Genomic DNA, 26,285 nt, shown 5'->3' with positions numbered 1-26,285 from the left:
CTCCGGATACCCGTCCACGACGGCGGGGACGGTGTGCCGCGCCACCATCCCGGCCCGCCAGGGGCGGGCCCGTCACGGTGGTGGGGGCCGACGGCGACCGACCCTCGGCCGGTCGCCGTCGGCCGTGGCTCAGTGGCGCGGGAACCACTCCTCGAACGGCGTCACGGTGACCTGCTCGCCGTTGAGCAGCAGCCGACGCGGCGGGTCCTCGCCGACGACGCTGAGCCGCCGTACCCGCAGCGGGCCGTCGGTGCGCACCCGCAGCGTGTCCCCGTCGCGGACCGCCTCCACCGTGGTGTCGCCGTCGACGTCGTGCAGCACCGTCCGGGCGTCCACGCCACCCCAGCTCACCAGGGTGACGTCGGCGAACGGCCCGTCGGCGACGGTGCCGGCCGGCGCGACCAGCGGGACCAGCGCGCCGTGGCGCACGTAGAGCGGCAGCCGGTCCAGCGGGACGGCCACCCGCAGGTGCCGGCCGCCACGGTGCCGTTCGCCGGTGGCGGCGTCGACCCAGTCGTCGCCGGTCGGCAGGTAGACGACCCGCCGCCCGGACGGGTCGGTGACCGGGGCGACCAGCAGGTCGACCCCGAGCCGGTACTGCAGGTCGGTGGTCCACGCGGTCGGGTCGTCGGGGGTGTCGACCAGCAGCGCCCGCATCATCGGCGCACCGGTGCGCGCCGCCTCCACCGCCGCCGACCACAGGTACGGCATCAGCCGGTAGCGCAGCCGCAGCGCGGCCACCGCGTCCCGCTCGGTGTCGGCCGGGAAGTCCCACGGCAGCCGGCTGGTGGTGCCGTGCAGCCGGACCAGCGGCGACAGCGCCCCGAACTGGGTCCACCGCACGTACAGCTCCGGGTCGGGGGTGCCGTGGAAACCGCCGGTGTCGTGACTCCAGAACGGCACCCCGGACAGCCCGTGGGACAACCCGCCGCGCATGGTGCTGGACAGTCCGGGCCAGGTGGCGTTGACGTCGCCGCTCCACTGCGCGCTGTGCCGCTGCCCGCCCAGGTACGACGAGCGGGCCCACACCGTCCGGTGGCCGGCCACCTCCCCGGTGACGTCGGCCACCACGTCGTTGAAGAGCAGGGCGTAGACGTTGTGCAACTCGACGCCGGTCATCCCGTTGTGTGCCACCGCGTCGGCCGGCACCCCCTCGGCGAAGTCGGTCTTGAACACCGCGACCCCCTGGGCCAGCAGCGGGCGCAGCAGCCCCCGGAACCAGGCCACCGCGTCCGGGTTGGTGAAGTCGACGATCGCGCTGGCCGGGTGGCTGCCGTGCCACACGTCGGCGACGTAGGCGCTGCCGTCGGCGCGGCGCAGGAAGTAGCCGGCCTCGGCCGCGTCGGCGTAGAGCGGGCTGTCGGTCATCAGGTACGGGTTCATCCAGAGGCAGACCCGGAAGCCCTGCTCGGCGAGGGCGCTCAGCATCCCGGCCGGGTCGGGGAACGCCTCGTCGTCCCAGCGCAGGTCCGACCAGCGGCCGGCGACCTGCCAGTAGCAGTCCAGGTGCAGCACGTCGCAGGGGATGTCCCGCTCGCGGATCCGGCGAGCCCGGTCCAGCACCCGCTGCTGGCTGTCCGGGAAGAACCCGGAGGAGATCCACGCCCCGAACGCCCACTTCGGCGGCAGGTACGGCCGGCTGGTCAGCTCGTCGAAGCGGTCCAGCACCTCGGTGGGGGTGGGGCCGGCCAGCACGTAGTAGTCGATCAGGTCGTCCGGGACGACGATCTGCACGCTGCTGTGGGTGGACTGGCAGACGTCGAACTGCACCGGCATCCCGCTGTCGACCAGCACCCCGTAGCCCCGGTCGGAGAGGTAGAACGGCACGTTCTTGTGGGACCGGTCGGACTCGCCGCCGAAGGCGTCGAAGTTCCACATCAGCGCCCGCTGGCCGCGCTTGTCCAGCGGGGTGAACTTCTCCCCGAAGCCGACGAACCGTTCGTCGCCGAACGCGACGAAGCTCTCGTGCCAGGCGACGTGCGCGCCGTCGGCGGTGGACCGGCCGAAGGGCAGGGTGCGCCGCCGGCCGCTGATGTCCCGGGTGCCCGCGTCCTGGTCGAGCAGCAGGTGACCGTCGGGGGTGAGGAACCGCAGGTGCCACGGGTCGAGGCGGATCTCGGCGACCAGGGTCCCGGCGTCGAGGTGTACGTGCGTGTCGTCCACGGTGATCGCGGCGGGGTGCGGCCGGGGGTGGACCAGGGGCAGGGCGCGGGCCGAGCGGCTGCGGGCCTGGGGGTCGTCGGCGAGGCGTACCCGGATCACCCCGTGACCGGCGGCGTCGACCCGCAGCACCATGGTGCCGCCGTCGGACAGGGCGGCCTTGAACGTCACTCCGTGCGGGTCGGTGGCGACGACCTCGGCCCGGCCGACGATGGCCGCCCCGTCCTCACCCGGTCCCCGTACGGGCAGGTCGGGCGGGTCGGCCACGAAGGTCTCGTACGGGACCAACGGCGGTCGGTACGGCATCGGCGTCTCCTCTGGAGCGTTTTCCGGCGGTACCGACAGTTTCTTTGGCTTCCCAACGAACTGTCAACGAGTGTCTTCGATACCTCCCTTATCTACCCGATTGACATGCGCAAACCACCTCCATAGTTTGGACACCTATCCAACAAAGTCGACAGGACGGTGGGTATGTGGGACGACGGCCGGCTCTGCCACGGCGGTGACTACAACCCCGAGCAGTGGCCCGCCGCCACCTGGCGCGAGGACGTCGCCCTGATGCGCCAGGCCCGGGTCAACCTGGTCACCGTCGGCGTCTTCGCCTGGTCCCGGCTCGAACCCGCGCCCGGCCGCTACGAGTTCGGCTGGCTCGACGAGGTGCTGGACCTGCTGCACGACGGCGGCATCCGGGTCGCCCTGGCCACCCCCACCGCCTCCCCGCCACCCTGGTTCTCGCAGGCGCATCCCGACTCGCTGCCGGTCACCGCCGACGGCGTCCGGCTGCATCACGGCAGCCGGGACACCTACTGCGCCGCCGCGCCCGCCTACCGGGCCGCCGCCCGGGGCATCGCCGCCACCCTCGCCGCCCGGTACGCCCACCATCCCGCCGTGGCGATGTGGCACGTGCACAACGAGTACGGCACCACCTGCCACTGCCCGCACGCCGAGGCGGCCTTCCGCCGCTGGCTCACCGCGCGGCACGGCGACCTCCACACCCTCAACGCCGCCTGGGCCACCAGTTTCTGGAGCCAGCACTACGCCGACTGGGCGCACATCAGCACCCCCCGGGCCACCCAGTACCTGGCCAACCCCGGCCACCTGCTGGACTTCCGCCGGTTCTGGTCGGACACCCTGCTCGCCGCGTACGTCGAACAACGCGACCTGCTCAAGGCGGTCAACCCGGCGATCCCCGTCACCACCAACTACGTCCTCGGCGACTGGGTGCCGGTCGACCACGCCCGCTGGGCGTCCGAGGTGGACCTGGTCGCCGTCGACCACTACCCGTCGGCGGTGGACGGGGGCGCCGAGGAACAGACCGCCCTCGCCGCCGACCTGGCCCGCGGCTGGGCCCGGCACGGCGCACCGGAGCGCGCCGGCCGGCCGGCGACCTGGCTGCTGATGGAGAGCGCCGCCAACCAGATCCACACCGCCGGCCGGATGCACACCAAGGAACCCGGCCGGATGGCCCGGCACAGCCTCTCCCACGTCGCCCGCGGCTCCCGGGGCGCGATGTTCTTCCAATGGCGCGCCCCGCTCGGCGGCGCGGAACGCTTCCACTCCGCGCTGGTGCCGCACGCCGGGCCGGACAGCCGGGTGTTCCGGGAGTCCGTGCGGCTCGGCGAGACCCTGGACCGGCTCGCCGAGGCAACCGCCGGCGAGGTGGCGGCCCCGGTCGCCCTGGCCTGGGACGCCGCCAGCGGCTGGGCCCTGCGGCACCCGGGCATGCCGTCGGACCTGCCCGACCAGCACGACGAGCTGGCGGCGGCGCACCGGGCGCTGTGGCGCACCGGGTACGGCTGCGACGTGGTGCTGCCCGGCGACCCGCTCGACCGGTACCGGCTGCTCGTCCTGCCCGCCCTCTACCTGGCCTCCGACGCCACCGTCGACTGGGTCCGCGACCACGTCGAGGCCGGCGGGCATCTGCTGGTCACCTACCTCAGCGGGGTCGCCGACCCACACGCCCGGGTGCGCCCCGGCGGCTACCCCGGCGCGTTCCGCGACGTGCTCGGCATCCGGGTCGAGGAGTTCCACCCGCTCGCCGCCGACGAACAGGTGCTGCTCTCCGACGGCGGGACCGGCCGGATCTGGTCGGAGACCGTCCACCTCACCGGCGCCGAGGCGAGCTGCGCGTACGTCGGCGGGGTGCTGGACGGCCGACCGGCGGTGACCCGGCACCGGTACGGCGCGGGCACCGCCTGGTACCTGTCCACCCGCCCGGACGACGACACCTACCGGCGGCTGGTCACCGAGGCGGCCCGGGCCGCCGGTGTGCACCCGGTCTGCCCGGACGCCCCGCCCGGGGTCGAGGCGGTACGCCGGCAAGGCCCCGAGGCAAGCTGGCTGTTCCTGCTCAACCACACCGACCGGCCGCAGCGGGTGCCGGTCACCGGCGTGGAACTGCTGACCGGCACGGTCGTCGCCACCGCCGTCACGGTGCCGGCCGGCGGCGTGGCGGTCGTCCGGGAGGACCCCGACGGGCGCTGAACGGTCAGCCGGTGGCCACGGCGGCCCGGGACCGGTCCGCGGCGATCCGCACCGCCATCGCCGCCAGCACGCTGCCGGTCACGTACCGCTGGACCCGCGCCCAGCCGGGCCGGCGCACCAGGAACGCCGACACCGACCCGGCGGTCAGCACGATCAGCGCGTTCACCGCCAGCGCGATGGTGATCTGGGTGAGCCCGAGCAGCAGGCTCTGCACCGCCACGCTGCCCCGCGCCGGGTCGACGAACTGCGGCAGCAGCGACACGTACAGGATGGCGATCTTCGGGTTGAGCAGGTTGGTCAGCAACCCCATGGTGAACAGCCGCCGGGGCCGGTCCACCGGCAGCGCCGCCGGCACGAACGCGGACTGCCCGCCCGGACGCACCGTACGCCAGGCCAGCCAGAGCAGGTATCCCGCGCCGGCCAGCTTCACCGCCGTGTACAACGCCGGCACCAGCACGAAGATCGTGGCGATGCCGGCGACCGCCGCGGCCAGGTAGACCAGGAACCCGACGGCCACCCCCAGCAGCGAGACCAGCCCGGCCCGCCGGCCCTGGGCCACCGACCGGGACACCAGGTAGACCATGTTCGGCCCGGGCGTGAGCACCAGACCGAGCGCCACCAGCGCTATCCCCACCACCGCACCGACCGTGACCATCGACGTCCCCCGTCCACTCGTCCTCACCGGCACCCTACGCCCGGGGGCGGTACCGGTGCCGGCCGGCGATCCAGGGGTTACCGCCGGGCGGTCGCAGCGGCCACACTGCTCAGATGTCCATGACCCTGCGGGCCGCCCCGACCGCCGCCGCCCCCGGACTGGTCCTGCGCTGCTGGCGCGACGACGACGTCGACGCGCTGCTGGCGGCGTACCGGGACCCGGAGCTGCGGGCCCGGACCCGGCACCCGCTGACCACGGCGGCCCAGGCCCGACGCTGGGTGGCCGGCAACCGGCAGGGCTGGGCGGCGGGCCGCCGGTTCAGCTTCGCCGTCTGCGAGCCCACCTCCGACGGTGACCGGCTGGTCGCCTGCGTGCTGCTCAAGGACGTGGTGCCGGGCCGCGCCGACGCCGAGGTGGGCTACTGGACGGCCGCGCCGGCCCGGGGACGCGGGGTCGCACCCCGGGCGGTGGACGCGGTGAGCCGCTGGGCGTTCACCCGGTTCGCCGCCACCGGGCTGACCCGCCTGGAGTTGCTGCACCAGATCGACAACCCGGCCTCCTGCCGGGTGGCGGAGAAGAGCGGGTACGCCTTCGTCGAGGTGCTGCCCGCCCGGCCCCCGTTCCCCCTCGACGGGCACCGCCACGTCCGTCACCACGACTGAACCCGCCCGCGCCCCGAGGCCGGGAATGCCGCCCGCCCGGCCGACGCTGTACCGGGGACGACCAGGGCGGATACGGCGGGACGCGGGGAGGTGCCCGGGATGGTTGACGCGTGGGAGGCGGCGGTCGAGGCGCAGATCCGCAGCGCCCAGGACCGTGGCGAGTTCGACAACCTGCCCGGCCTGGGCAAGCCGATCCCCGGGCGCGGCCTGCCCTACGACGAGTCCTGGTGGATCAAGAGCTTCCTGGAGCGGGAGGCGCTCCCCACCGACCTGCTGCTGCCCACGCCGCTGCAGCTACGCCGCCGCGCCGAACAGGTCCCCGACGAGGTCCGCGACCTGCCCACCGAGGAGTCGGTACGGGCCTTCGTCGGCGCCCTGAACGCGGAGATCGTGGCCTGGCTGCGGTGTCCCTCCGGGCCCCGGGTGACGGTCCGCCCGGTCAACGTCGACGACGTGCTCCGGCGGTGGCGCGCGGAGCGGGAACTGCTGGCCGCCCGGCGTACCACGGCGGCCACCCCGGCCCGCCGGGACGCCCCGAGCGGCACCCGGCGGCGCTGGCGCTGGCCCTGGCGGCGCGACCGCTGAACGCCGGCCGGGCGGACAATCCGACGGCGGCGCTCAGCGCAGCGCCGCCTGCCAACTCCACCCGGTACGCCGGGGGCGGTCGCCCAGCGCCGTCCGTCCGGTCATCCAGAGCAGCACCTCGGGCGGGTCACCGGCCGGCGCGTCGGGGAAGAGCCGCCGCAGCACCACCGCGCTGAGCGCCGCCGGGGGCTGCCAGGCGACCGCCAGCCCCCGGGTGATGTCGTAGGTGTGCAGCAGCGTCTCGGCGATGCCCATCGCGGCGAAGCCGGGCGGGTCGCAGGGCCCCCAGTGCCAGGCGCGGGCGTCGGCCGGAGCGGTGTCGATCGCGGCGGCGAGCAGCCCCGCGCTGGCGGCGACCACCGTCAGCACGTCCGCCGGCGGGGCGTCGTCGCGCACCCGTAGGTCCAGGGGGAGGTACCGGGTGTCCGGCCGGCCGGTGAGCTGGGTGGCGTAGCCGAGCAGATCGTGGGCGACGTGCGCGGCGGTGGTCCAGCACGACCACTCCAGGTCGCCGGCGCGGCGGGCCCAGTCCCGGTCGGTGTGCGGGCCGAGGGTACGCGTCATCTCGCCGGCCGCCTCCCGCACGCCGCGCCCGGACAACGATCCCTCGGTCGACATCCCGCGATCCTCGCACAACCCGCGCCGGGTCGGCCGGGTCCGGCGGTCGGCCGCGTCCGGGCTGCTGGCACGTGACGCCAGGTCCCGCAGCCGGGTGGTGTCGGCCGGGTCGAGGGGCCCGACCCGCCAGGCGTCGTGCCCGGGCCAGCAGCCCGGCGCGCCGCGCCGGTCGGTCGATGGCACAGACTCTCCGGAAACCGGTTGATGCATCTCATTCGTGCTGGCAGGGTGGCCCCTCGTGCCCAAGGCCGAAGCATCCGAGAATCGGGATTCGCAATCCCCGGGAAGCGATGCAGAAGCGGCATCCAGCACCAGCCGCGCCTCTGACAGGCCACTTCGCTCGTCCGCCTTCTGGTGGTTCTTCGCGGGTCGTTCGATCTCCATGGCCGGCAGTTTCATGTCGCCCGTCGCACTGGCGTTCGGCGTCCTGGAGATCACCGACAGCGCCGGCTGGCTGTCCGCGGTCACCGCCGCCGCCTTGGTCCCGATGGTCGCGACGATGCTCCTCGGCGGCGGCATCGCCGACCGCCACCGCCGCGACACCGTGCTGCGCCTCACCAGCCTCGGCGCCGGCCTCACCCAGGCCGGCGTCGCGGTCGTCCTGCTCACCCACCAGCACCCCGTACTGCTGCTCCCGTTGTCCGCCGTCAACGGCGTCTTCCAAGGACTGACCACACCCGCACTGCGTGGCATCGTCTCGAACCTCATAGCCGGACGCGGTCTCCAGCAGGCCAGTTCGCTGCTGGCCTCCGCCAGAAACACCACCCGGATCCTCGGCCCGACCACCGCCGGCCTACTGACCGCTTCCGTCGGCGGAGGCTGGGCGATCGCCGCCGACTCGGCCTCTTTCCTGCTGGCAGCCGCGTGCTTCGCCCGGATATCACTGCCCGCCCTGCCACCACGCGGCGAGAACGGGCCGACGATGCTCGGCGAAATGCGCGAGGGCTGGCAATACTTCAGGTCCCAGCCGTGGATCTGGTCGGTGACGCTGGCCTTCGCCGTCTTCAACGCCACCAACATGGGCTTCTGGCAGATCCTCGGCCCGGTCATCGCGAACGACACGATCGGCGCCAAGGGCTGGGGCCTCGTACTGAGCGCCCACGGAGTCGGGGCACTGCTGGCCAGCGCGGCACTGGTGAAGCTGCCGTTGATGCGACGACCGATGACGCCGGCACTGTCCTCGATGGCCCTGGCCACCCTTCCCCTCATCATCCTCGGAATCGGCGCGAACACGCTCTGGCTGGCCGCGGCGTCTTTCCTGGCCGGAGTGGCCGCCGAGTTCTTCACCGTCGTCTGGGAGACCGTCAACTACACCCACATCCCCGAGCGCCTGCTGTCCCGGGTCGGCGCCCACGACGAGTTCTGGTCGTCGGCGTCCTTCCCCATCGGCCAACTGTCCGCGCCCCTCCTCGCCGCGGCCTTCGGGACGGCGGCGGTCGCTGTCACCGGCGCCAGCGTGGCAGCGGCAGCGATGCTGTTGACGTCGCTCGTGCCTTCGCTTCGACGGATCACGATCAGCCACGACGAAGCCTGAGCGGGGACTGCGTACCGAATGCGTCCGCCAGCTTTCGTGAGACTCCGCCATCTGTACCGACAGATCGCCGGAGACTCCGCCACGTCGACTGAGACCTGACAGTCGCCACCCGACTCACGTTGGCCGCGACGTCCCGGCACCCAACCTATGCCGATTAACGAATAGTTATTACCGGTAATCCGTTTATTGGAGCCGACATAACGGGCAAACTAGCCGTGCACCATAATGACTGTTCTGTTGTTCCCCGCGTCGGCCCCCATTCCGGAGGGCCGTCCGTGGTTTCCAGACCAGAAACAACGCCAGGCAGTTGATCTGGGCCCGCACCCGGGGTGACTGCCGCGAGGTGGCGGGTTGCTGGAAAGCTGCTCCGCCGTTTTCCGCGATCTTGGTAGCTGGGATGCGAGATCAGCGCCTGTGCCGCCGGTGGTGGTGCTCGTCGTTCTCGGCGGCGCTGCGACCGCGAGCAGCGAGGTGGTTCAGGCCGCTGTGGCGCAACTGGTGCAGGGTGTACCCGGCGCCGTGCGGGTCGTGCAGCTTGGACGCCTGCTTGAACAGGTACTCGGCGCGCGGGTGGGACAGCCGGCCGCAGCCGGTGTCGGTGTCGGTGTCGCGCAGCGCCGGCGCGCGGCGTCCGGCGGCGGGGGCGCGCCGGTCGGCGAGGAACACCGTCCCGGTGGTGCGCCCGGCCAGCAGCCGGGGCAGGAGCCGGGCGGTCGGGGTCTCCCAGTGCACGTAGGCAGGGTGCGGGTGCGGCTGTGTAACACCGAATACGGGGTTCTGTGCTTCAGCCGGCCAGGCAGTGCGTTGACAACGGTCGACCAGTGGCTTGGTGCTAGACAGGCTGCTATCGCTGCGCGCTGTCGCTGGTGACGGAGCCACACGCCGTACAACGCTCGACGGCGGCATGGGTGAAGGCGACCCGTCGTTGGACCATCAGCACCGCCGCCATGACGATCGCCGCCGCAACCGCCACGATGATCGCCGCTGTGGCCAGCGTCGTCCAGTCCGCATTCGGTCCGCCGCCGTACACGCTGACGGCGAGTTCTTCGGCCAGCGGATGCAGCCACAGCATGCCGATCGGGCAGAGCAGCACCAGCAGTGCCCAAGCACCACGAAGGTCGTTGCGCGCCGCCAGCCCTACGCCGACGAGCAACGTGACCAAGAAAAGCGCCATCCCGGCGCCGGGCAGGACCTGCCCGGCGGGCCAGCCGTAGTACCCAAGAAGCACGTCGCCACCGTTACGGGCGAAAGTCGCCGCTACGGGTAGAGCCGCGGCGGCGCCGGCGACGGGCAGCAGTCGTAGCCACCCGGGCGGCTGGCCGGGAACGCCGAGCGCCACGAATCCGAGGCAGACCTGGGCGAGTAGTACGAACAGCGGAGGCCGGGACCGGTCGACGACGGCGGCAAGCGGTACGACAGCGACGGTGAGGACAAGGGCGAAACCGATCGCCAGGCGGGTCCACCGGCCGGATGCCACCACGTGCACCACCGCGGCGAGCAGCCATGCCGCCCACACGCCGAGACCGAGCGAGACGGACGTGCCGTGCTGCTCGAAGCCGAACCAGGCCGTCGTCCACGGATTGAGCTCCAGCATGGCCCAGCCGCCGGCGAGAGCCGTGGCGGTCAACAACGCCAGCGTCGCGGCCAGCCGCACTCCGGGGTCGATTCCGGTGGCGCCGATCGCGCGTAGGCGCTGGCGTAGCCCGCCGCCGGCTACGTCGGTCACGTCGGCGACCGAAGGCCACCGCCGGTCCGGCGAGGACAGAGCGAGGTACGTACCCACGATCTCGGTGCCGCGCTCGCTGCGGTAGCCGGCCGGATAGAAGATCCGGACCAATCGCAGATAGCGGCGTTCCAGGTCGCTCATGCGATTCCTCCGCTGAGTCGGGGCGCGCCTCGACGGGTACGGGTGTTCAACCGCGCCGTTGCGGCCTCGACGTTGCGGCGCATCCGCTCGGTCTCGTTGGCGAGCAGGTCACCGCCGTGCTCGGTGAGCCGGTAGTAGCGGCGCAGCCGGCTGTCCACCACTTCCTCCCGCTCGACGGTGACCAGACCCGCTTCGAGCAGCCGGTCGAGGGCACCGTAGAGCGTGCCGGGGCGCAGCGACACGCGGCCGTCGGAAAGCCGGGCTACCTCGATGATCAGTCCGTAGCCATGAAGCGGCTCCGCGGCCAACGCCGTGAGGATCAGGAACGTGGGTTCGCGTACCGGTGTCTCCACGCCATCAATATATCGGGTGCGAAGATATAACGGCAGGTGCGTGAGGATGACTGTTGCTGACAGCGCGACGGCGCTGCCGTCCGGTTCAGCGGTGCCACTACGGCCCCTGTCCTACACAGTCGCGCAGCGTGAGAACGTAGGCCGCGGTGAGCGCAACGACACGGTCGCCGTCACGTGACAGCTCGGCGAGGGCACGTGACGCCGTGATCCCCGGGATGCCCGCGAGGGCCTGGGTCAGCCGTCGACGGGCAGACGGTGCGACGGTGTCGTGGGCGAGGCAGTCCACCAGCCTGGTGGCGATCTGATCCGCCAACGCGGGATCACCCGCGAGCGCGCTCAACGCATCGGCGGCGGCGACGTCGTTCGCCTTTTCGACGATCATGTCGATGAGCGTCGGGACCGGGTCGGCCACGCCGCGTGCCCCGAGCGCCAGCGCCGCATACCGGCGGACCACGATGTCGGAGTTCGTCAGGGCGTCCCGCAGCAGCGTGGTCGCCGCATCGTCCGGGATCTCGGCGATGGACTCGACGGCACGTTTCCGCACCTCCGCTACTGGTGCGCCAAGGCCCTCCGCGAGCAGCGCCAACCCGCCGTCGCCCGAGTGCGCCAAGGCCCATCGAAGGGCTCCGGCGACGTTCGGGTCCGTCTCGCTGAGCGCCGCCTCGACCAGCGCCTCCACTGGCATTGGAACCTCGTCGACCGAGGACAGGGCCGCGCGCTGGCGCCTGCCCGCGCTCTCCGACCCCAGCGCGTGGAGCAGGGCGACGATCTGGAGGACGTCCTCCCAGCCGGCGGGTTCCGCGGCACCGATCCGCCGGAGTCGAGTGAGCAGCTCCGTCTCACCGGCGATGCGTTCGCGGGTCTGACGGATGAGGTCGTCCACGAGCGCCGAGGGTGTGAAGCCGGGGTCATCCAGCGCGCGCCCGACATCCCGCAGCGACAGCCCCAACGACCGCAGGCTCTCGATGTGAAAGATCCGCCGGATGTCCTCGCTGGAGTACTGCCGATAGCCGGCGTCGGTACGGCCCGTCGGTCGTACCAGGCCGAGCGAGTCGTAGTGCCTGAGCATGCGGGCGCTGACCCCGGACCGTCGGGCCACCTCACCGATCAACACCGCCGGTCACCCCTGCGGGCTGGTACGGCCGAGGGCCACGACCCGCCTCGCCTCCTCGACCGCGAACACGAATCCGGCATCCGGGTCGCGCCACAGCCGTTCCGTGGCGATCGTGTGCTGCCGCACGCGAGGGTCGGGATCCGTCATCGCGGCGCGCAGGGTCGGCAGGATCACCTCACCGAGCGCGATCAGCGCCCGGCTGAGGCTCAACTGCGTCTCCCGCTCACCGCGCCCGAGCTGGGTCGCCAACACAGCGGCCAGTTCGGGCCCCTCACCGTCGGGCACGAGTACGACCGCTGCCCGCCAGGCGCTCCGCGCCACCTCGTCGTCGGCGTCGGTCAGCAGCGCCCGGGTGATCGCCGGCCACGCTCGCCGATCCCCGATCTTGGACAGCGTGTGCAACGCCTGGCTTCGTGCCTGCGCCCGCTCCGAGCGGAGTTCATCGATGAGTCTCGGCACCGTCGTTGATGCTGAATGGCGGGTGAGTGCCCAGGTCAGCATCTCGCGCACCGAGAATTCGGGCTCGATCGCGCATCGTTCGACGAGCGTGTCGATGAACCTCGGGTCAGGGGTCGTGCCGACCGCCAGCGCAGCCCGCAGCCGCGCCGACGGGCTGCTGTTCGCCAGCCCTTGGCGGGCTCGGGTCGTATCCGTGTCGGGTGTCGGCAGGGTCATCGGGACCACCTCCTTGGCACAGTGAAGACCTTGGCACTGTGTGAAGGTCAAGCCGGGGACTGGAGTTGCGGGTGGCGGGGGTGGGCGGCCGTCAGGGCGTTGTTTCGGGTTTGGTGTGGAGGAGTTCGCGGGCCCGTCCGGCGGCGCGGGTGATGCTCTCGCTGATGAAGTCGAGGAAGCGGGCGATGTTCTCCAGCCGGGTGGCGGCGGGGGTGTGCGGGCCGAGGATGGCCACGCTCTGGCGTGCGGTCTCGACGAGTTGGTCGTTGGCTCGGGCGCTGGCGATCGTCGCCCGGTAGAAGAGTTCGTCGTCGTCGACGTAGCGGTCGCGGCGGCGTTCGTCGCGTTCCCGGCGGACGAGGCTCTGGCTCTCCAGGAAGGCGATCGCCTTGGAGATGGACGCCGGGCTGACCTGGAGGCGCTGGGCGAGTTGGGACGCGGTGAGGCTACCCGCGTCGGGGCTGCCCGCCGGCTCCCGGATCGAGGCCAGGACCGCCAGCGCCGAACTGCGCGGCGTCGGTCGGCTCGGCGACGTCGCGTTCGACGGCGCGTACCGCCGGATCAAGATCGACGAGGCTGCGAGCGTCCGCCTCACCGCGACCGACGGCGACGTCGACGTCGGCCGGCTCAACGGCCCCGCGGAGATCAGCACCGCACGGGGCGACATCCGGATCACCGAGGCCGTGCGCGGCACGGTCGTGCTCCGTACCCGGTCCGGCGACATCTCGGTCGCCGCCGCTGCCGGTGTCTCGGCCGCCCTGGACGCCGGCAGCGGCCACGGCCGGATCAGCAACGCCCTCAGGAACGACGGCACCGCCGAACTCGACATCCGCGCCACCACCGTCGATGGCGACATCACCGCCCGCAGTCTCTGAGAAGCCAGGAACCGGGACGGTCGGCCGCGTCCGCCGCGATCGAGACCCGGTCGGTCGTCGGCGACGACCCGGCCCCCGTCCTTCTCCCCGCAGGCGTGCCGCGCCCGGGAAGTCGTCCGAGAACGCCCCACCCGACCAGGAGGAAGAGCATGACGAAGAACAGCACGCCCTCGACCAGCTCGACGTGGACCGGCATGATGCCGGTCGACGACACGGCCCTGGCCGTGACCGACACCGGCGGTCCCGGTGTCCCGGTGGTCTACCTCAATGGCCAGTTCGCCACCCAGGGGTACTGGCGGCGGATCGTCGCCGATCTGGGCACGGGATGGCGGCACCTCAGCTACGACGAGCGGGCTCGCGGCCGGAAGTCGAGGCGTTCGGCGGACTATTCCTTCGAGGCCGCCGTCCGGGACGTCGATGCCGTCCTCGCGGCCCAGGGTGTGGACCGGGCGTTGCTGGTGGGCTGGTCCTACGGGGCGGTCGTCGCTCGGAAGCCGCGGTGACGAGCAGGAACGGATCCGTACCAGCAGGTCGAGATGGCGGTGCCAGAGCGGGAGAAGCCCCGACGACACCGGGCGGTGCGGCGAGACGGAACGCCGCAGATGCTCAGCCGGCGTGGCGGACCTCCGGCTCCCAGATCTGCTCCCACGGGCGGCGCAGGCCCCGGCAGAGCCAGATCGGGCCGCCGTTCTCGTCGTTGTCGACGCCGACGCGCTGGTCGACGCGGCCGGCGAGGTCCACCTCGTCGAACCAGGCCCGTAGCTGGTCGGGGCGTTCCCAGCCGACCGCGATCACCACGTCCGCGTCGGCGGGTGGCCGGCCGAAGTCGGCCATGCTGTTGTGCCCGGAGTAGGCGCGGGGCAGCCCGCGTGGTGGGCCGTACCGGGCGACCGCGCCGGCCTCGCCGTAGTTGCCGGTGAGGACGACCGCCCGCCGACGCTGCTCGGCCGGCAGGGCGCGGTGGACGGCGGCGAGCGAGTCGGCGAAGGCGGGCCAGCCGATCGTCTCACCGGAGTCGTAGTTGACGTCGACCACGAAGCCGGGCAGCCGGTCGGCGGGCAACGTGGGCAGCAGCAGCACCGCGCTGCTCGCGACGGTGACCGCGGCCCCGACGGCGAGCAGGATCCGGCGGGTCGCGGTGCGGGCCCAGGCGGTGGTGACCACCGCACCGGCGGCGGTGAGCACCAGCAGCAACGGCGCGTCGTAGTAGCCCTTGCCGCCGGCGGCCAGCACGATGCCGAACACCACGGGCCAGGCCCAGCCGAGCGCCCGGTACGCCCGCCAGGCCGGGCGGCGCAGCAGGGCGATCAGCCCGGCGACCCAGATCGGTGCGGCGTACGGGCTGATGATGAGCAGTTGCAGGACGGCGGCGTCGAGTCGTCCACTGTAGGAGCTGTCCCCGTCGGCGATGGACGAGGCGACGCCGAGCTGCGGGAAGCCGTGCGCCGCCTGCCAGGCCAGATTGGGCGCGGCGAGCAGGACAGCCACCAGGGCGCCGGCCAGCACCCACCGGTCCCGTAGCAGTCGGCGTGGGCCGGCGATCGCCACTCCGGCGAGCAGGCCCACCGCGAGCAGCGCCGGGAGCAGCTTGTTGAGCATGCCGACGCCGAGCGCGAGCCCGATGAGCAGCGCCCAGCGGTGCTCGCCGCGCAGCACGCGGATCGCCGCGTACCCGGCGGCCAGCCAGACCAGCAGGTCGATGGTGGTGGTGCTGAGCAGGTGCCCGCCGGCCAGCACGATGCCGGACGTACCGGCCAGGACGGCGGCGAGCAGTTGCCCGCCGCGCCCCGCGCCGAACTGCCGGGCGATCGCCGTCACCAGCAGCACCGCGCCGCCGGCGACCAACGCCGACGGGGTGCGCAACGCCACCAGGTTGCCGGGTGCGACGGTGTCCATCACCCGGGCCAGGGCGGGGACCAGGGGGCCCTGGTCGACGTACCCCCAGTCGAGGTGTCGGCCGCAGAGCAGGAAGTACAGCTCGTCGCGGTGGTAGCCGTAGCGGCCGGCGAGCAGCACCAGCACGACGGTGACCAGGCCGGCGACCAGCCATGGCGCGGTGCCTCGCGGCCCGGGTGGTGGTGGGCCGGCGAGCGCGGTCGGCTCGTCGCGGGACAGGGCGGTGGCGGCCACGTACCCATGGTGGCGTGGCGGGCCCGCCACCGCTGTCCCGATCGGTCACGCTTCGGCGACACAAACCCGGTGGCGGTGCCGCCCGTGGGTGGCTACCGTCCGCCGGGTGCGGATCAGAGCAGTCACCGAGAACGACTGGCCGGCGGTGTGGCCGATCGTCGCGCAGGTCGTCACGGCCGCCGACACCTTCCCGTACGACCCGGGCCTGACGTCGGCGGCGGCGCGCGGGCTGTGGCTGGAGTCGCCTCCGGGGCTGACCGTGGTCGCGGTGGACGGCGACCGGGTGCACGGCACGGCGAAGATGGGCCCGAACCGGCCGGGGCCCGGCGCGCACGTCGCCACGGCGAGTTTCATGGTGGCGGCGGACTCCCGTGGTCGCGGGGTCGGCCGCGCGTTGTCCGAGTACGCGCTGGCCTGGGCACGCCGGCAGGGGTACGCGGCGATGCAGTTCAACGCGGTGGTGGAGAGCAACGAGGTGGCGGTGGGGCTGTACCGGCGGTTGGGGTTCGCGGTGGTCGGCACGGTGCCGGAGTCGTTCACGCTGCCGTCGGGGCGGCGGGTCGGGCTGCACGTGATGCACCGGTTCCTGTGAGCCGGCCGGGACAGTCCGCCGAACAGCCGGCGGACCGGGTGTTGCGGATCTTCCTGCGGGACGGGGTCGGCTGCTGCGAGGCCCTGCTCAGCCGGGAACATGGGTCTACTGGCGGGCCGGGCCCTGATCGTCGCGTCGCGCCACGGTCCCGGGCCGGAGCACGTTGTTAGCCTCGGTGGCATGACCTCCTGCTCGCCCGGTGGCACCCCGGACCTGATGTTCCTGTTCTCCCGGGCGAGTCACGCCCTGATGGTGGAGCACGCCGCCGGGCTGACCGGGCTCGGCATCTCACCGCGCGCGTACTGCGTGCTGTTGAAGGCGTACCCGGGTGGGCTGACCCAGCGTCAGCTCGGCGACCAGTGTGGCATCGACAAGACCACGATGGTGGTCACGCTCGACCAGTTGGAGGCGGCCGGGCTGGTCCGTCGCCGGCCGTCGCCGAGTGATCGGCGGGCCCGGCTGGTGGAGGTCACGCCGCAGGGGGAGGCGGTGCTGCACCAGGCGTGGCGGATCTCCGTCCGGATCCAGCAGGACGTGCTGGCCAGCCTGCCCGACGCCGACCGGGAGGTGTTCCTCCGTACGCTCAGCGATTTGGTCGACGGGCCGTTGGGTGGGGCGGGTCCCTGCACCCCCGCCAGTTAGTTGGTAAGAAGATAGTTCAGATCAAGACTATCTGGTACGGTCGCATTCGTCGTCGTTCCCTGACCGAGGAGCCCGCATGAGCGCGACCACCCGATCCGTCACCACCGGCACCGCCACCCCGTCCCTGAAGCGCCGCGCCCTCGGCGTGGCCGTCACCGTACTGGCCTGCGCGCTGATCTGGGTGGTCGGCGCGATCGCCGGCGTGGACTACACGGTGCTCAGCCCGGGTCGGCCGGCCTTCGTCGTCGGGCTCGCCCCGGTGCTGCTCTTCGCGCTGGCCTCGGCGCTGATCGGCTGGGTCGGGCTGATCGTGCTGGAGCGCGTCACCGGCCGCTGGGCCGGGACCGTCTGGACCGCGCTGGCCGTGGCGATCGCCCTGCTCTCCCTCATCCCGGTCTTCGCCGTCGAGGCCACCGTCGGCGCCCAGGCGACGCTGACGGTGCTGCACCTGGCGGTGGCGGCGGCGCTGATCGCGTTCCTGCCGGCCCGGTCCCGCTGACCCAACCCCGCCCGGCGGCGTGACCGCCGCCGGGCGGGGGACCGGCGAATCCCGTCGGGCGCGCCTCGTGGTGATTCCCGACCAGTGCTGAGAGTATTTTTCACATGCTCCGTTCCGACGCGGTCCTGCCCCGCGCCTCGGCCCGCCCCGCCCTGCCGACCGGACCGGTCGACTTCACCGAGGCGTGGCTGCGCAACCGCCGGTTGTCGGAGCACACCCGCGACGCGTACCGGCGCGACATCGCCGGCTGGCTGGCCTGGTGCGCGGCCCGCGAGCTGGATCCGCTGCGGGCCAACTTCCTCGACGTCAACACCTACGCCCGGCAGTTGGAGGCCACCCCGGCGGCGCGCAGCGGCCGGCCACTGACCCCGGCCACCGTGGCCCGCAAGCTCTCCGCCCTGTCGAGCTGGTACGAGTTCCTGGTCAAGCTGCGCGCGGTGGACGCCAACCCGGTCGCCGGCGCCGACCGGCCACGGATCGACCGGGACCACTCGGCCACGGTCGGCCTGACCCCGGAGGAGGTGGACGCCCTGCTGGCCGCCGCCGACGCCGACACCGGGCCGACGGCCGCCCGCAACCGGGCCGCCGTCGCACTCCTGGCCGACCTCGGGCTGCGGGTGGGGGAGCTGGTCTCCCTCGACCTGGCCGACCTCGGGGCCGAACGCGGGCACCGCAGCGTGCGCTTCGTGGGCAAGGGCGGCAAGCCGCGCCGCCGGGCGCTGACCCCCGGTACCGCGTACGCGGTGGACGCCTACCTGGCCGCCCGGGCGGCCACCGAAGGGGTGACGGTGGACGAGCTGACCGGCCCGCTGCTGGCCACCGCCACCGGTGGCCGCCTCGACCGGCACTCGGTGTTCCGGCTGGTCCGTCGCCTGGCCGCGACCGCCGGCATCGCGGCGGCGGCGAAGCTGTCCCCGCACTCGCTGCGGCACGCCTTCGCCACCACCGCCCGCGCCGAGGGGGTGCCGCTGGAGGACGTCCAGGACGCGATGGGGCACGCCGACCCGCGGACCACCCGCCGCTACGACCGGGACCGGCACAACCTCGACCGGGACCCGGCGTACGTCATCTGGGCGGCCCGGGCACGCCGGCGAAACTGAACGACGACCGGCCCACCCACTCGGGGTGGGCCGGAGACCGGCCGCGCGACCCCGGCCGGCGGCTCAGCCGAGCAGGTCGAGGTGATGGTGGGCGTCGGCGGAGATGTCCTCGTGCCGCAGCCACCGCCGCGCCCACAGCCGGGCGGCCAACTCGGCCTGCTCGTCACCCCACGCGGCGTGCTCGACCAGCAGCGCCGTGGTCAGCGCGTACGCCATCCGCAGGGCCAGCCCGCGCGCGCCCGCCAGCACCGTCGCCGCACCCGGGTCCTCGGCCACCTCGGCGAGGGTGCCGCGCAGTTCCCCGGTCACCGCGGCGAGGGTGTCGGCCAGGGCCGGGGCCAGCGGGCGGGCCAGGTCGACCGCGGCGGCGAGCCGGCGCAGCAGCGGCGCGGCGGCGTCCTCCCGGGTGACCGCGCGCAGCACGTCGAGGGCGAGCACGTTGGTGGTGCCCTCCCAGATCGGCAGCACCTGGGCGTCGCGCAGCAGCCTCGGCACGCCGGTGTCCTCGACGTAGCCGGCCCCACCGAACGCCTCCACGTACTCGGCGGCCGACGAGACCGCCAGCCGGCCGGTGGCCAGCTTCGCCAGCGGCGCCACCACCCGAAGCTCGGCGGAGGCGTCCGGGTCGGCACCGACCTCCACCCGGCCGAGCAGCGCGAACGCGTGCCCGGCCAGGGCGAACGCGCCGGCCGCGTCGACGGCCAGGGCACCGAGGGTGGCCCGGTGCAGCGGGTTACCCGACAACGGCCCGCCGGCCACCTGCCGCAGCCGGGCGTACGCCTGGGCGTAGGCCAGGCCACGGCGCATCCCGGAGGCGGCGGCCGAGGCGTTGTGCACCCGGGTCACCACCACCAGGGTCATCGCCCGGACCAGCCCGGGTACCGCCGGGTCGCCCAGCGGCAACGCGTACGCGTCACGCAGCCCGATCTCGGCGGTCGGCAACGCCCGGGTGCCGAGCTTGTCCTTGAGCCGGTGCACGGTGACGCCCGGCGCGGCGGCGTCCGCCGCGGTGGTGGCCCCGGCCAGCGGCGAGTCGGCGGCGTAGCGGGGCACCAGGAACGGGGCGAGCACCCGACTGCCCCGGCCGGCGCCCTCGGGCCGGGCCAGGGCCACCGCGACCGCCGCGTCGGCGGCCGAGCAGAACCACTTCTCCCCGGTCAGCCGCCACGACCCGTCCGCGGCGGGCCGGCCGGTGGTGCTGGACCGGGACAGGTCCGAGCCGCCCTGCGACTCGGTCATCCACTGCCCGCTGACGATCGCCGTGTCCGGATCGGTGGCGGTCAACCGGGGCAGCCAGGCGTCCCGGACCCCCGCGTCCACCTCGGGCAGGCTGAGCAGCGCGGCGGCGCCGTCGGCCATCGCCACCGGGCAGGAGAAGGTGGCCGACTCCGGGCCGTACAGGTGCAGCAGGGCGTGCTGGACGACGCGGGCGGCGGCCCCCCACGTGCCGCGCGCGGACTCCAGGTAGGGCAGCGCGACCACCGCGTGCCGGGCGGCGGCGGCCCGCTGCGCCTGCCAGCCGGCGGAGGTGGCCACCCGGTCGACGCGGGCACCCCACGGGTCGTAGCGGACCAGGGCCGGCGGGTGGGCCTCGGCGTCGGCGTGCGCGGCCCGCAGGGGCCCGGCGACGTCGGCGGCCAGGTCGGCCAGCCGGCCCTTCGCGGCGGCGTGCCCGGCCGCGCCGAGCTGCCGTTCCAGCCAGGACCGCAGCAGCGGGTCACCGGTGTACGGGTCGTCGGGGGTGGGTGCCGGCTGCACGTAGCGGCTCATCCGTCGCTCCTTCGCCAGGGTGTGCGCCGACGGTAGACGATCCGCCCGGCGGCGCGACAGGGGGCGATGTTCCTGCGCGGGGGCGTACCGGACACCTACGGTCGCAGGTGATGGGCGTTGAGCAGGCATGGACCCGACCGGCCCGGCGGCACCGGCCGGTGCGCACCGGCCTGCTCCTGGGCGGCCTCGGCACCGCGCTGTGCCTGGTCGGGGTGGCCGGGCTGGGCCTGTGGAACGTGCAGGTCGTCACCCAGTCCAGCGGCCCGGTCCGGGAGACCGCCGACGGGTTCTTCCGCGAGCTGTCCGCCGGTGAGGTGGAGCAGGCCTACCAGCGGCTCTGCGCGCAGGCGCGTGGCCGGTGGAGCGAGGTCGGCTTCGCCGGCTGGGTACGCACCCCGCCGGTGGTCACCGGCTACGACATCGTCGACGTGTCGGTGCGGACGAAGGCCGGCCGACCGGCCGGTGAGGTGGTCGTACGGGTCACCCGTGACGGCGGGGCCAGCGAGGAGCGCACACTGCCGGTGGTGCGGGAGAACGGGAAGTGGCGGGTCTGCGGGGACCCGTTCTGACCCTCTCAGGCCCGTGGGCCGAGGTCACCGGAGCGGTAGTGCCGCCGGCAGAGCACCTGGTAGCGCACCTCGGCGGTGTCCTGGGTGTCGCCGATGACGACCTGCTCGCCCTCGCGGACCACCCGCCCGCCGACGACCCGGGCGTTGAGCAGCCCTTCCCGCCCGCACCAGCACAGCACCTCGACCTGGATGCGGGCCACCTCGTCGGCCAGTTCGAACAGCCGCCGCGCGGCGGGGAACAGGCAGGACCGGAAGTCGGTGGCCAGGCCGAAGGCGTACACGTCGACGTCGTAGCTGTCGACCAGGTCGGCCATCTGCTCGACGTGCTCGACGTTGTAGAACGACGCCTCGTCGCAGATCAGGTAGTCGATGCGGACGCCCTCGGCCCAGGTGTCGCGGACCAGGGCCCGCAGGTCGAGGGCGTCGGTCACCTCGATGGCCGAGTGGGCCAGCCCGATCCGGGTGGTCACCTGCGGCCCGAGCGACCGGTCGATGCGGGTGGTGACCAGTCCCCGGCGGCCCTGCCGGGCGTGGTTGTGGTTCATCTGCAACGCCATGGTGGACTTGCCGCAGTCCATCGGCCCCCAGAAGAACTTCAGCGCGGCGGCGTGCAGCGGGCGGCCGTCGACGCCCCGGGCGGCGGCGCAGCCGGTACGCCCGTCGTCCGGACCCGGGAGCGGGCGGGCCAGGCAGGTCGTGGTGGCAGCGGCGTCGTCGGTCACGTCGGGGCAGCCTAGTCCATCGACCCGCCCCGATCGGGTCGATGGACCGGACCGGGTCAGAGCACCCGGGGCGGGGTGTTGCCGGCGGCGACGATGGCCTTGCGGATCGGTACGGCGGCCAGCAGCGCGAAGCCGAGCACGAAGAAGATCAGCAGGGAGACCAGGCCCACCCGGTAGGAGGAGGTGAGCTGGAACACCAGGCCGAAGGCGAGCGGGCCGAGCCAGCTCGTACCCTTGTCGCTGATCTCGTAGAAGCCGTAGTACTCGCCTTCCTTGCCGGCGGGGATGAGCTGGCTGAACAGCGACCGGCTCAGCGCCTGGCTGCCGCCGAGGACCAGGCCGATGGCCCCGCCGAGGATCATGAACGGCAGGGGCGCCTCGGCGGGCAGCCGGAACGCCGCGACGATCACCCCGGTCCACAGCACCAGCGACAGCAGCACGGTCTTCCACGCGCCGATCCGCCGGGCCAGCGCGCCGAGGGCCAGCGCCCCGCCGAAGGCGAGGAACTGCACCAGCAGGATCGTCACGATCAGGGTGCCCTGCTCCAGCCGCAGCTCCTCGGTGCCGTACTGGCTGGCCAGGGTTATCACGGTCTGGATGCCGTCGTTGTAGACCAGGAACGCCAGCAGGAAGAACAGCGTCAGCGGGTACGCCTTGATCTCCCGCAGGGTACGGCCGAGCTGCCGGAACCCGTCGGTGAGCACGTTGCCGCCGCCGCGCAGCGCCTCGGCGGTGGGGTGTTCGCGCAGCCAGCGCAGCGGCACCAGGGTGAACACCGCCCACCACACGCCGGCCGACACGATCGACCAGCGGGCCAGGTCCAGGGTGCGCTGCGGGTTGCCGTCCTCGCTGAGCAGGCTGACGGCCACCAGGTTCAGCGCGAGCAGCAGGCCACCGCCGAGGTAGCCGATGGCCCAGCCCCGGCTGGAGATGGCGTCGCGTTCGTCCGGGCCGCCGAGCTGCGGCAGGAACGAGTTGTAGACCACCACCGCCGCGCCGAAGGCGATGTTGGCGACCAGGAACAGCGCCCCGCCGAGCAGGTACCGCTCGCCGGTGACGAAGGCCATCGCGACGGTCGCCCCGGCGCCGGTGAACGCGGCCCCGGCGAGCAGCCGCTTCTTGTGCACGGTGCGGTCGGCGACCGCGCCGACCACCGGCAGCACGAACACGGTCAGGAAGACCGACAGCGAGATCAGGTACGGGTAGTAGGAGCCGGCGGCGACCCGGATGCCCAGCGGGTGCACGTAGCCGTCGCAGCGGTCCGCGCCGAGTTCGCAGCCGGCGGCCAGCTCGGTGACGGTGGTGAGGAACGGGCCGAGGAAGACCGTGATGACGGTGGTCTGGAAGGCCGAGTTGGCCCAGTCGTAGAGGTACCAGCCACGGCGTTCGCGGCGGGTGCTGGCCGGGGGCGGCTGCTCGACCGCAGGGGTCACTGTCTCGGCCATCGGGGTTCCTCGGGTGTCAGGCGGCCCAGTGGCCGCGGCTGCGGTAGACGTCGCGCAGCACGCCGACGTGATCGGTCATAATGCCATCCACACCAAGATCAAGTAAGTCGTGCATCTGGGCAGGTTCGTCGATCGTCCAGACGTGCACCTGCAACCCCAGCCGGTGGCAGTAGGCCAGGAACCGCCGGTCCACCACCGGCACCCGGCCGTAGCGGGGCGGCACCTGGGCGGCCACCACCGACGGCGGCAACCGCAGCGCCCGGCCGTGCCGCGAGGCCAGCCACAGCCGGGCCACCCCCCGCATGCCCAGGCTGGTCGCCACCCGCCCGCCGGTGGCCGCCCGCAGCCGGGTCAGCCGGGCGTCGCTGAACGAGGCCAGCAGCACCCGGTCGGCCGCCCCGGCCCGGGTCACCGTGTCGACCGCCGGCCCGACACCGCCGTCGGCCTTCACGTCGATGTTGAACCGGACCTGCGGCCAGGCCGCCAACACCTCGTCGAGCCTCGGTACGACCGCCGCCCCGCCGACCCGCACCGAGGCGAGGTCGGCCCAGCGCAGGTCGGCGATGCGCCCCCGCTCACCGGTGACCCGGGCCAGGGTGGCGTCGTGGAAGACCACGGCCACCCCGTCGGCGGTGCCGTGCACGTCGGTCTCCACGTACCGGTAGCCCAGGCCGACCGCCCGGGCGAACGCGGCGGTGGTGTTCTCGTCACCGTCGGCGGCTCCACCACGGTGGGCGAAGGCCAGCGGCGCGGGCGCGTCCAGGTAGCCGGAGCGGGTCGACACGCTGCGCAGTATGCCCGCCGCCGGTGGCCGACGGGTGACCGGCCGGCGACAGTCGCGGTGCGCCGCCGGGCCGACCAGGATCAGCCCGGCGGCGGCCGGCGGTGGACCCGGCTGGTGTCGACGGGGCGGCTCGGGTCGACGTACCGGGGCGTGTCGGGTTCGTCGGGGCGCAGCGGCGCCAGGGTCTCGGTGATCGCGTCGATGATCCGGTCGGTGCCCTGACGGGCGGCGCTGGGGGCGTGCGGGGTCAGGTCCCGCAGGTCGAGCGGGTCACCGAAGCGGACCCGGACGACCGGCCGGCGCCACCCGGCGCGGGCGAGGGCGCGCAGCATGCCCCGGGGCGCCCGGTAGGGCAGCACCTCGTGCGACCCCCACTGGGCGACGGGGACGACCGGGGCGCCGCAGGCCAGGGCGAGCCGGGCGGCGCCGGTCTTGCCGCGTTCGGGCCACATGGTGGGGTCCAGGCCGATGCGTCCCTCCGGGTAGACCAGCACCACGGAACCGGCGACGACCGCGTCGGCGGCGTCGTCGAGGGCCCGGTGCACGGCGGCGGTGCCCCGGTCGACCCGCAGGTGCCCGGCGTGGCGCATCAGCGTGCCGAGGACCGGGGCGCGGAACAGCCCACCGGTGGCCATGAAACGCGGGGAGATGCCCCGGGCCCGGCAGGCGGCGCCGAGGACGATCGGGTCGAACGGGCTGATGTGGTTGGCGGCCAGGATCAGCGGCCCTCGGCGCAGGTGCGCGGGGACGTCGCCGGTGACCTCCAGGCGGGCCAGCGGAGCGACGATCAGCCGGGCGAGCAGCTGGGCGGCGCGCCACAACCGTGGGGGCCGCCAGCCGGAGTGCGGGGTGTTCATCAGTGACGGATGGTCGCACGTCGGCGGGGGAGGGCGGGCACCGGTCCCGGGTCCTGCGGCCGAGGTGATCAGGGTCATTGGTCCCGGGTCGGGTCGGGACCCCCGGCCCTGCCCCATCCGCTACGACACGCAGTAGTATTTACTACGTCTCGTAGTATAAACAGCAGGGGGTTCCCGGTGGACGCGTTGGACGTCGCCCGCTGGCAGTTCGGTGTCACCACCGTCTACCACTTCCTTTTCGTGCCGCTCACCATCGGCCTGTCCGTCCTGGTGGCCGTCCTCCAGACGAGGTGGCACCGCACCGGCAACGACAAGTACCTCAAACTCACCAAGTTCTACGGCAAACTCTTCCTGATCAACTTCGCGATGGGAGTGGTCACCGGCATCGTCCAGGAATTCCAGTTCGGCATGAACTGGAGCGACTACTCCCGCTTCGTCGGCGACATCTTCGGCGCCCCCCTGGCCATCGAGGCCCTGGTCGCCTTCTTCCTCGAATCGACCTTCATCGGCCTGTGGATCTTCGGCTGGGACCGGCTGCCCCGACGCCTGCACCTCGCCAGCATCTGGGCCGCCGCCATCGGCACCAACCTGTCCGCCTACTTCATCCTCGCCGCGAACTCCTTCATGCAGAACCCGGTCGGCTACCGGATCAACCCGGACACCGGCCGCGCCGAACTCACCGACTTCCTCGCCGTACTGACCAACAAGGTCGCCCTGATCACCTTCCCGCACACCCTCGCCGGATCGTTCCTGGTCGCCGGATCCCTGGTGGTCACCGTCGGCCTCTGGCACCTCATGCGCAACCGGGACAGCACCGACACCGACGCCTACCGGTTCGCCACCAGATTCGGCGCCTGGGTGGTCCTGGTCGCCTCCGCACTGGTACTGCTCACCGGCGACATCCAAGGCAAGATCATGACCCAGGTGCAGCCGATGAAAATGGCCGCCGCCGAGGGCCTCTACACCACCGAGAGCCCCGCCTCGTTCTCCGTACTCACCGTCGGCAGCCTCGACGGCAGCCGCGAGATCTTCGCCATCAAGATCCCGTACCTGCTGTCCTACCTGGGCACCGGCGACCCCAACGGCACCGTGCACGGCATCAACGACCTCCAGGCCCAGTACGCCAGCCAGTACGGCCCCGGCAGCTACACCCCGATCATCCCGGTCACCTACTGGAGCTTCCGCTTCATGATCGCCTTCGGACTGGCCGCCGCCGCCATCGCCCTGCTCGTCCTGTGGTCCCAACGCAAAGGCCGCACCCCCACCAGCCGCTGGCTGCTCCGCGCCGGCCTGGCCATGCCCGTGCTGCCCCTGCTGGCCAACTCCTTCGGCTGGATCTTCACCGAGATGGGCCGCCAACCCTGGATCGTCTTCGGCGAGATGCTCACCCGCGACGGCGTCTCCCGCAGCGTCTCCCTCACCGAGGTCCTCACCTCCTTCACCGCCTTCACCCTGATCTACGCCACCCTCGCCGTCATCGAGTGCAAACTCCTCGTCCGCTACGCCCGCGCCGGCGTACCCGACCTCACCCCGACACCCGTTCCCGACGACACCGACGACGCCGAGCGCCCGCTCGCCTTCGCCTACTGATCC

26 protein-coding genes and 1 pseudogene are annotated in these 26,285 nt (G+C 73.1%); 12 read left to right on the top strand and 15 right to left on the bottom strand.

Features of this window, described 5'->3' with window-relative positions:
* Positions 1-129: 129 nt before the first annotated feature.
* Positions 130-2,466, bottom strand: coding sequence for a TIM-barrel domain-containing protein (locus ACIQG9_RS18030; RefSeq protein ID WP_400403497.1), 2,337 nt, complete (start codon positions 2,464-2,466; stop codon positions 130-132).
* 165 nt (positions 2,467-2,631) lie between these two features.
* On the opposite strand from ACIQG9_RS18030, the gene ACIQG9_RS18025 reads away from it, so the two are divergent.
* Positions 2,632-4,644: a beta-galactosidase gene (locus tag ACIQG9_RS18025; RefSeq protein ID WP_400403815.1), complete on the top strand. Its 2,013-nt coding sequence runs from the start codon at positions 2,632-2,634 to the stop codon at positions 4,642-4,644.
* A 4-nt stretch (positions 4,645-4,648) separates the two neighbouring features.
* Here ACIQG9_RS18025 and ACIQG9_RS18020 read toward each other — a convergent pair whose 3' ends face one another.
* The gene (locus ACIQG9_RS18020) at positions 4,649-5,299 is read right to left on the bottom strand and encodes a LysE family translocator (protein ID WP_400403813.1); all 651 of its coding nucleotides are present in this window, start codon (positions 5,297-5,299) and stop codon (positions 4,649-4,651) included.
* 113 nt (positions 5,300-5,412) lie between these two features.
* Between ACIQG9_RS18020 and ACIQG9_RS18015 the strand changes: the two genes are divergently transcribed.
* Both ACIQG9_RS18015 and ACIQG9_RS18010 read left to right on the top strand, forming a co-directional pair.
* Entirely contained in the window at positions 5,413-5,961 is a 549-nt protein-coding gene (locus ACIQG9_RS18015; protein ID WP_400403495.1) for a GNAT family N-acetyltransferase, read from the top strand.
* A 99-nt stretch (positions 5,962-6,060) separates the two neighbouring features.
* Positions 6,061-6,546: a DUF1992 domain-containing protein gene (locus ACIQG9_RS18010; protein ID WP_400403493.1), complete on the top strand. Its 486-nt coding sequence runs from the start codon at positions 6,061-6,063 to the stop codon at positions 6,544-6,546.
* Positions 6,547-6,579: 33 nt separating this feature from the next.
* Here ACIQG9_RS18010 and ACIQG9_RS18005 read toward each other — a convergent pair whose 3' ends face one another.
* Positions 6,580-7,347, bottom strand: coding sequence for a maleylpyruvate isomerase N-terminal domain-containing protein (locus tag ACIQG9_RS18005; protein ID WP_400403491.1), 768 nt, complete (start codon positions 7,345-7,347; stop codon positions 6,580-6,582).
* A 55-nt stretch (positions 7,348-7,402) separates the two neighbouring features.
* Between ACIQG9_RS18005 and ACIQG9_RS18000 the strand changes: the two genes are divergently transcribed.
* A complete protein-coding gene (locus tag ACIQG9_RS18000; protein WP_400403489.1) occupies positions 7,403-8,698 on the top strand; it encodes an MFS transporter in 1,296 nt (431 codons plus the stop codon).
* A gap of 405 nt (positions 8,699-9,103) precedes the next feature.
* On the opposite strand, the gene ACIQG9_RS17995 is transcribed toward ACIQG9_RS18000, so the two are convergent.
* From ACIQG9_RS17995 to ACIQG9_RS17970, 6 genes and pseudogenes are all read right to left on the bottom strand, one after another.
* Positions 9,104-9,430 (bottom strand): hypothetical protein, encoded by a 327-nt coding sequence (locus ACIQG9_RS17995; RefSeq protein WP_400403487.1) that lies wholly within the window; start codon positions 9,428-9,430, stop codon positions 9,104-9,106.
* Between the two features lie 112 nt (positions 9,431-9,542).
* On the bottom strand, positions 9,543-10,565 hold the full coding sequence (locus tag ACIQG9_RS17990; RefSeq protein WP_400403485.1) for a hypothetical protein: 1,023 nt from the start codon (positions 10,563-10,565) through the stop codon (positions 9,543-9,545).
* Complete coding sequence (locus tag ACIQG9_RS17985) at positions 10,562-10,918, bottom strand: PadR family transcriptional regulator (RefSeq protein WP_400403483.1); 357 nt, start codon at positions 10,916-10,918, stop codon at positions 10,562-10,564. Before ACIQG9_RS17985 ends, ACIQG9_RS17990 begins: the two co-directional genes overlap by 4 nt.
* 97 nt (positions 10,919-11,015) lie before the next feature.
* Positions 11,016-12,032, bottom strand: a complete 1,017-nt coding sequence (locus ACIQG9_RS17980; protein WP_400403481.1) for a MerR family transcriptional regulator — start codon at positions 12,030-12,032, stop codon at positions 11,016-11,018.
* 6 nt (positions 12,033-12,038) lie between these two features.
* A complete protein-coding gene (locus ACIQG9_RS17975; RefSeq protein WP_400403479.1) occupies positions 12,039-12,707 on the bottom strand; it encodes a HEAT repeat domain-containing protein in 669 nt (222 codons plus the stop codon).
* A 91-nt stretch (positions 12,708-12,798) separates the two neighbouring features.
* A pseudogene (locus ACIQG9_RS17970) lies at positions 12,799-13,164 on the bottom strand (MarR family transcriptional regulator); the annotation flags it as partial.
* Between ACIQG9_RS17970 and ACIQG9_RS17965 the strand changes: the two are divergent.
* Together ACIQG9_RS17965 and ACIQG9_RS17960 are read left to right on the top strand one after the other, a co-directional pair.
* The gene (locus ACIQG9_RS17965) at positions 13,103-13,582 is read left to right on the top strand and encodes a DUF4097 family beta strand repeat-containing protein (RefSeq protein ID WP_400403477.1); all 480 of its coding nucleotides are present in this window, start codon (positions 13,103-13,105) and stop codon (positions 13,580-13,582) included. The pseudogene ACIQG9_RS17970 and the gene ACIQG9_RS17965 overlap by 62 nt on opposite strands.
* Positions 13,583-13,731: 149 nt before the next feature.
* Positions 13,732-14,085, top strand: a complete 354-nt coding sequence (locus ACIQG9_RS17960) for an alpha/beta fold hydrolase (RefSeq protein ID WP_400403475.1) — start codon at positions 13,732-13,734, stop codon at positions 14,083-14,085.
* Positions 14,086-14,188: 103 nt separating this feature from the next.
* On the opposite strand, the gene ACIQG9_RS17955 is transcribed toward ACIQG9_RS17960, so the two are convergent.
* Entirely contained in the window at positions 14,189-15,712 is a 1,524-nt protein-coding gene (locus tag ACIQG9_RS17955) for a glycosyltransferase family 39 protein (RefSeq protein WP_400403473.1), read from the bottom strand.
* A gap of 106 nt (positions 15,713-15,818) precedes the next feature.
* Between ACIQG9_RS17955 and ACIQG9_RS17950 the strand changes: the two genes are divergently transcribed.
* The 4 genes from ACIQG9_RS17950 to ACIQG9_RS17935 all read left to right on the top strand — a co-directional run bounded on the left by ACIQG9_RS17950 (position 15,819) and on the right by ACIQG9_RS17935 (position 18,545).
* On the top strand, positions 15,819-16,304 hold the full coding sequence (locus ACIQG9_RS17950) for a GNAT family N-acetyltransferase (protein ID WP_400403471.1): 486 nt from the start codon (positions 15,819-15,821) through the stop codon (positions 16,302-16,304).
* A 180-nt stretch (positions 16,305-16,484) separates the two neighbouring features.
* Complete coding sequence (locus ACIQG9_RS17945; RefSeq protein ID WP_400403469.1) at positions 16,485-16,946, top strand: MarR family winged helix-turn-helix transcriptional regulator; 462 nt, start codon at positions 16,485-16,487, stop codon at positions 16,944-16,946.
* 76 nt (positions 16,947-17,022) lie between these two features.
* Entirely contained in the window at positions 17,023-17,445 is a 423-nt protein-coding gene (locus ACIQG9_RS17940; RefSeq protein ID WP_400403466.1) for a DUF6069 family protein, read from the top strand.
* A gap of 104 nt (positions 17,446-17,549) precedes the next feature.
* Complete coding sequence (locus tag ACIQG9_RS17935; protein WP_400403463.1) at positions 17,550-18,545, top strand: tyrosine-type recombinase/integrase; 996 nt, start codon at positions 17,550-17,552, stop codon at positions 18,543-18,545.
* Between the two features lie 63 nt (positions 18,546-18,608).
* Here the strand turns inward: ACIQG9_RS17935 and ACIQG9_RS17930 are convergent, their stop codons facing one another.
* Entirely contained in the window at positions 18,609-20,315 is a 1,707-nt protein-coding gene (locus ACIQG9_RS17930) for an acyl-CoA dehydrogenase family protein (RefSeq protein ID WP_400403460.1), read from the bottom strand.
* Positions 20,316-20,425: 110 nt separating this feature from the next.
* On the opposite strand from ACIQG9_RS17930, the gene ACIQG9_RS17925 reads away from it, so the two are divergent.
* Entirely contained in the window at positions 20,426-20,884 is a 459-nt protein-coding gene (locus tag ACIQG9_RS17925; RefSeq protein ID WP_400403457.1) for a hypothetical protein, read from the top strand.
* Positions 20,885-20,889: 5 nt separating this feature from the next.
* On the opposite strand, the gene ACIQG9_RS17920 is transcribed toward ACIQG9_RS17925, so the two are convergent.
* From ACIQG9_RS17920 to ACIQG9_RS17905, 4 genes are all read right to left on the bottom strand, one after another.
* Positions 20,890-21,606, bottom strand: a complete 717-nt coding sequence (locus ACIQG9_RS17920; protein ID WP_400403456.1) for a thymidine kinase — start codon at positions 21,604-21,606, stop codon at positions 20,890-20,892.
* Between the two features lie 56 nt (positions 21,607-21,662).
* Positions 21,663-23,051: an MFS transporter gene (locus tag ACIQG9_RS17915; RefSeq protein ID WP_400403454.1), complete on the bottom strand. Its 1,389-nt coding sequence runs from the start codon at positions 23,049-23,051 to the stop codon at positions 21,663-21,665.
* Positions 23,052-23,067: 16 nt separating this feature from the next.
* Positions 23,068-23,835, bottom strand: coding sequence for a glycerophosphodiester phosphodiesterase (locus tag ACIQG9_RS17910; protein ID WP_400403453.1), 768 nt, complete (start codon positions 23,833-23,835; stop codon positions 23,068-23,070).
* Between the two features lie 80 nt (positions 23,836-23,915).
* On the bottom strand, positions 23,916-24,692 hold the full coding sequence (locus tag ACIQG9_RS17905) for a lysophospholipid acyltransferase family protein (RefSeq protein ID WP_400403450.1): 777 nt from the start codon (positions 24,690-24,692) through the stop codon (positions 23,916-23,918).
* Between the two features lie 177 nt (positions 24,693-24,869).
* Between ACIQG9_RS17905 and ACIQG9_RS17900 the strand changes: the two genes are divergently transcribed.
* Positions 24,870-26,282, top strand: coding sequence for a cytochrome ubiquinol oxidase subunit I (locus ACIQG9_RS17900; protein WP_400403447.1), 1,413 nt, complete (start codon positions 24,870-24,872; stop codon positions 26,280-26,282).
* Positions 26,283-26,285 lie beyond the last annotated feature (3 nt).

The sequence above is a fragment of the Micromonospora sp. NPDC092111 genome (assembly GCF_044755745.1).
In the GTDB taxonomy this organism is placed as follows: domain Bacteria; phylum Actinomycetota; class Actinomycetes; order Mycobacteriales; family Micromonosporaceae; genus Micromonospora.
Note: the sequence above shows the minus strand (reverse complement) of the source record. Positions and strands in the feature narration are given on the sequence as shown.

Excerpts from the sequence above, each read along its gene's own strand:
- ACIQG9_RS18030 (WP_400403497.1), bottom strand. The coding sequence starts at position 2,466 with ATGCCGTACCGACCGCCGTTGGTCCCGTACGAGACCTTCGTGGCCGAC.
- ACIQG9_RS18025 (WP_400403815.1), top strand. The coding sequence starts at position 2,632 with ATGTGGGACGACGGCCGGCTCTGCCACGGCGGTGACTACAACCCCGAG.
- ACIQG9_RS18020 (WP_400403813.1), bottom strand. The coding sequence starts at position 5,299 with ATGGTCACGGTCGGTGCGGTGGTGGGGATAGCGCTGGTGGCGCTCGGT.
- ACIQG9_RS18015 (WP_400403495.1), top strand. The coding sequence starts at position 5,413 with ATGTCCATGACCCTGCGGGCCGCCCCGACCGCCGCCGCCCCCGGACTG.
- ACIQG9_RS18010 (WP_400403493.1), top strand. The coding sequence starts at position 6,061 with ATGGTTGACGCGTGGGAGGCGGCGGTCGAGGCGCAGATCCGCAGCGCC.
- ACIQG9_RS17990 (WP_400403485.1), bottom strand. The coding sequence starts at position 10,565 with ATGAGCGACCTGGAACGCCGCTATCTGCGATTGGTCCGGATCTTCTAT.
- ACIQG9_RS17975 (WP_400403479.1), bottom strand. The coding sequence starts at position 12,707 with ATGACCCTGCCGACACCCGACACGGATACGACCCGAGCCCGCCAAGGG.
- ACIQG9_RS17965 (WP_400403477.1), top strand. The coding sequence starts at position 13,103 with ATGGACGCCGGGCTGACCTGGAGGCGCTGGGCGAGTTGGGACGCGGTG.
- ACIQG9_RS17960 (WP_400403475.1), top strand. The coding sequence starts at position 13,732 with ATGACGAAGAACAGCACGCCCTCGACCAGCTCGACGTGGACCGGCATG.
- ACIQG9_RS17945 (WP_400403469.1), top strand. The coding sequence starts at position 16,485 with ATGACCTCCTGCTCGCCCGGTGGCACCCCGGACCTGATGTTCCTGTTC.
- ACIQG9_RS17940 (WP_400403466.1), top strand. The coding sequence starts at position 17,023 with ATGAGCGCGACCACCCGATCCGTCACCACCGGCACCGCCACCCCGTCC.
- ACIQG9_RS17935 (WP_400403463.1), top strand. The coding sequence starts at position 17,550 with ATGCTCCGTTCCGACGCGGTCCTGCCCCGCGCCTCGGCCCGCCCCGCC.
- ACIQG9_RS17930 (WP_400403460.1), bottom strand. The coding sequence starts at position 20,315 with ATGAGCCGCTACGTGCAGCCGGCACCCACCCCCGACGACCCGTACACC.
- ACIQG9_RS17925 (WP_400403457.1), top strand. The coding sequence starts at position 20,426 with ATGGGCGTTGAGCAGGCATGGACCCGACCGGCCCGGCGGCACCGGCCG.
- ACIQG9_RS17915 (WP_400403454.1), bottom strand. The coding sequence starts at position 23,051 with ATGGCCGAGACAGTGACCCCTGCGGTCGAGCAGCCGCCCCCGGCCAGC.
- ACIQG9_RS17905 (WP_400403450.1), bottom strand. The coding sequence starts at position 24,692 with ATGAACACCCCGCACTCCGGCTGGCGGCCCCCACGGTTGTGGCGCGCC.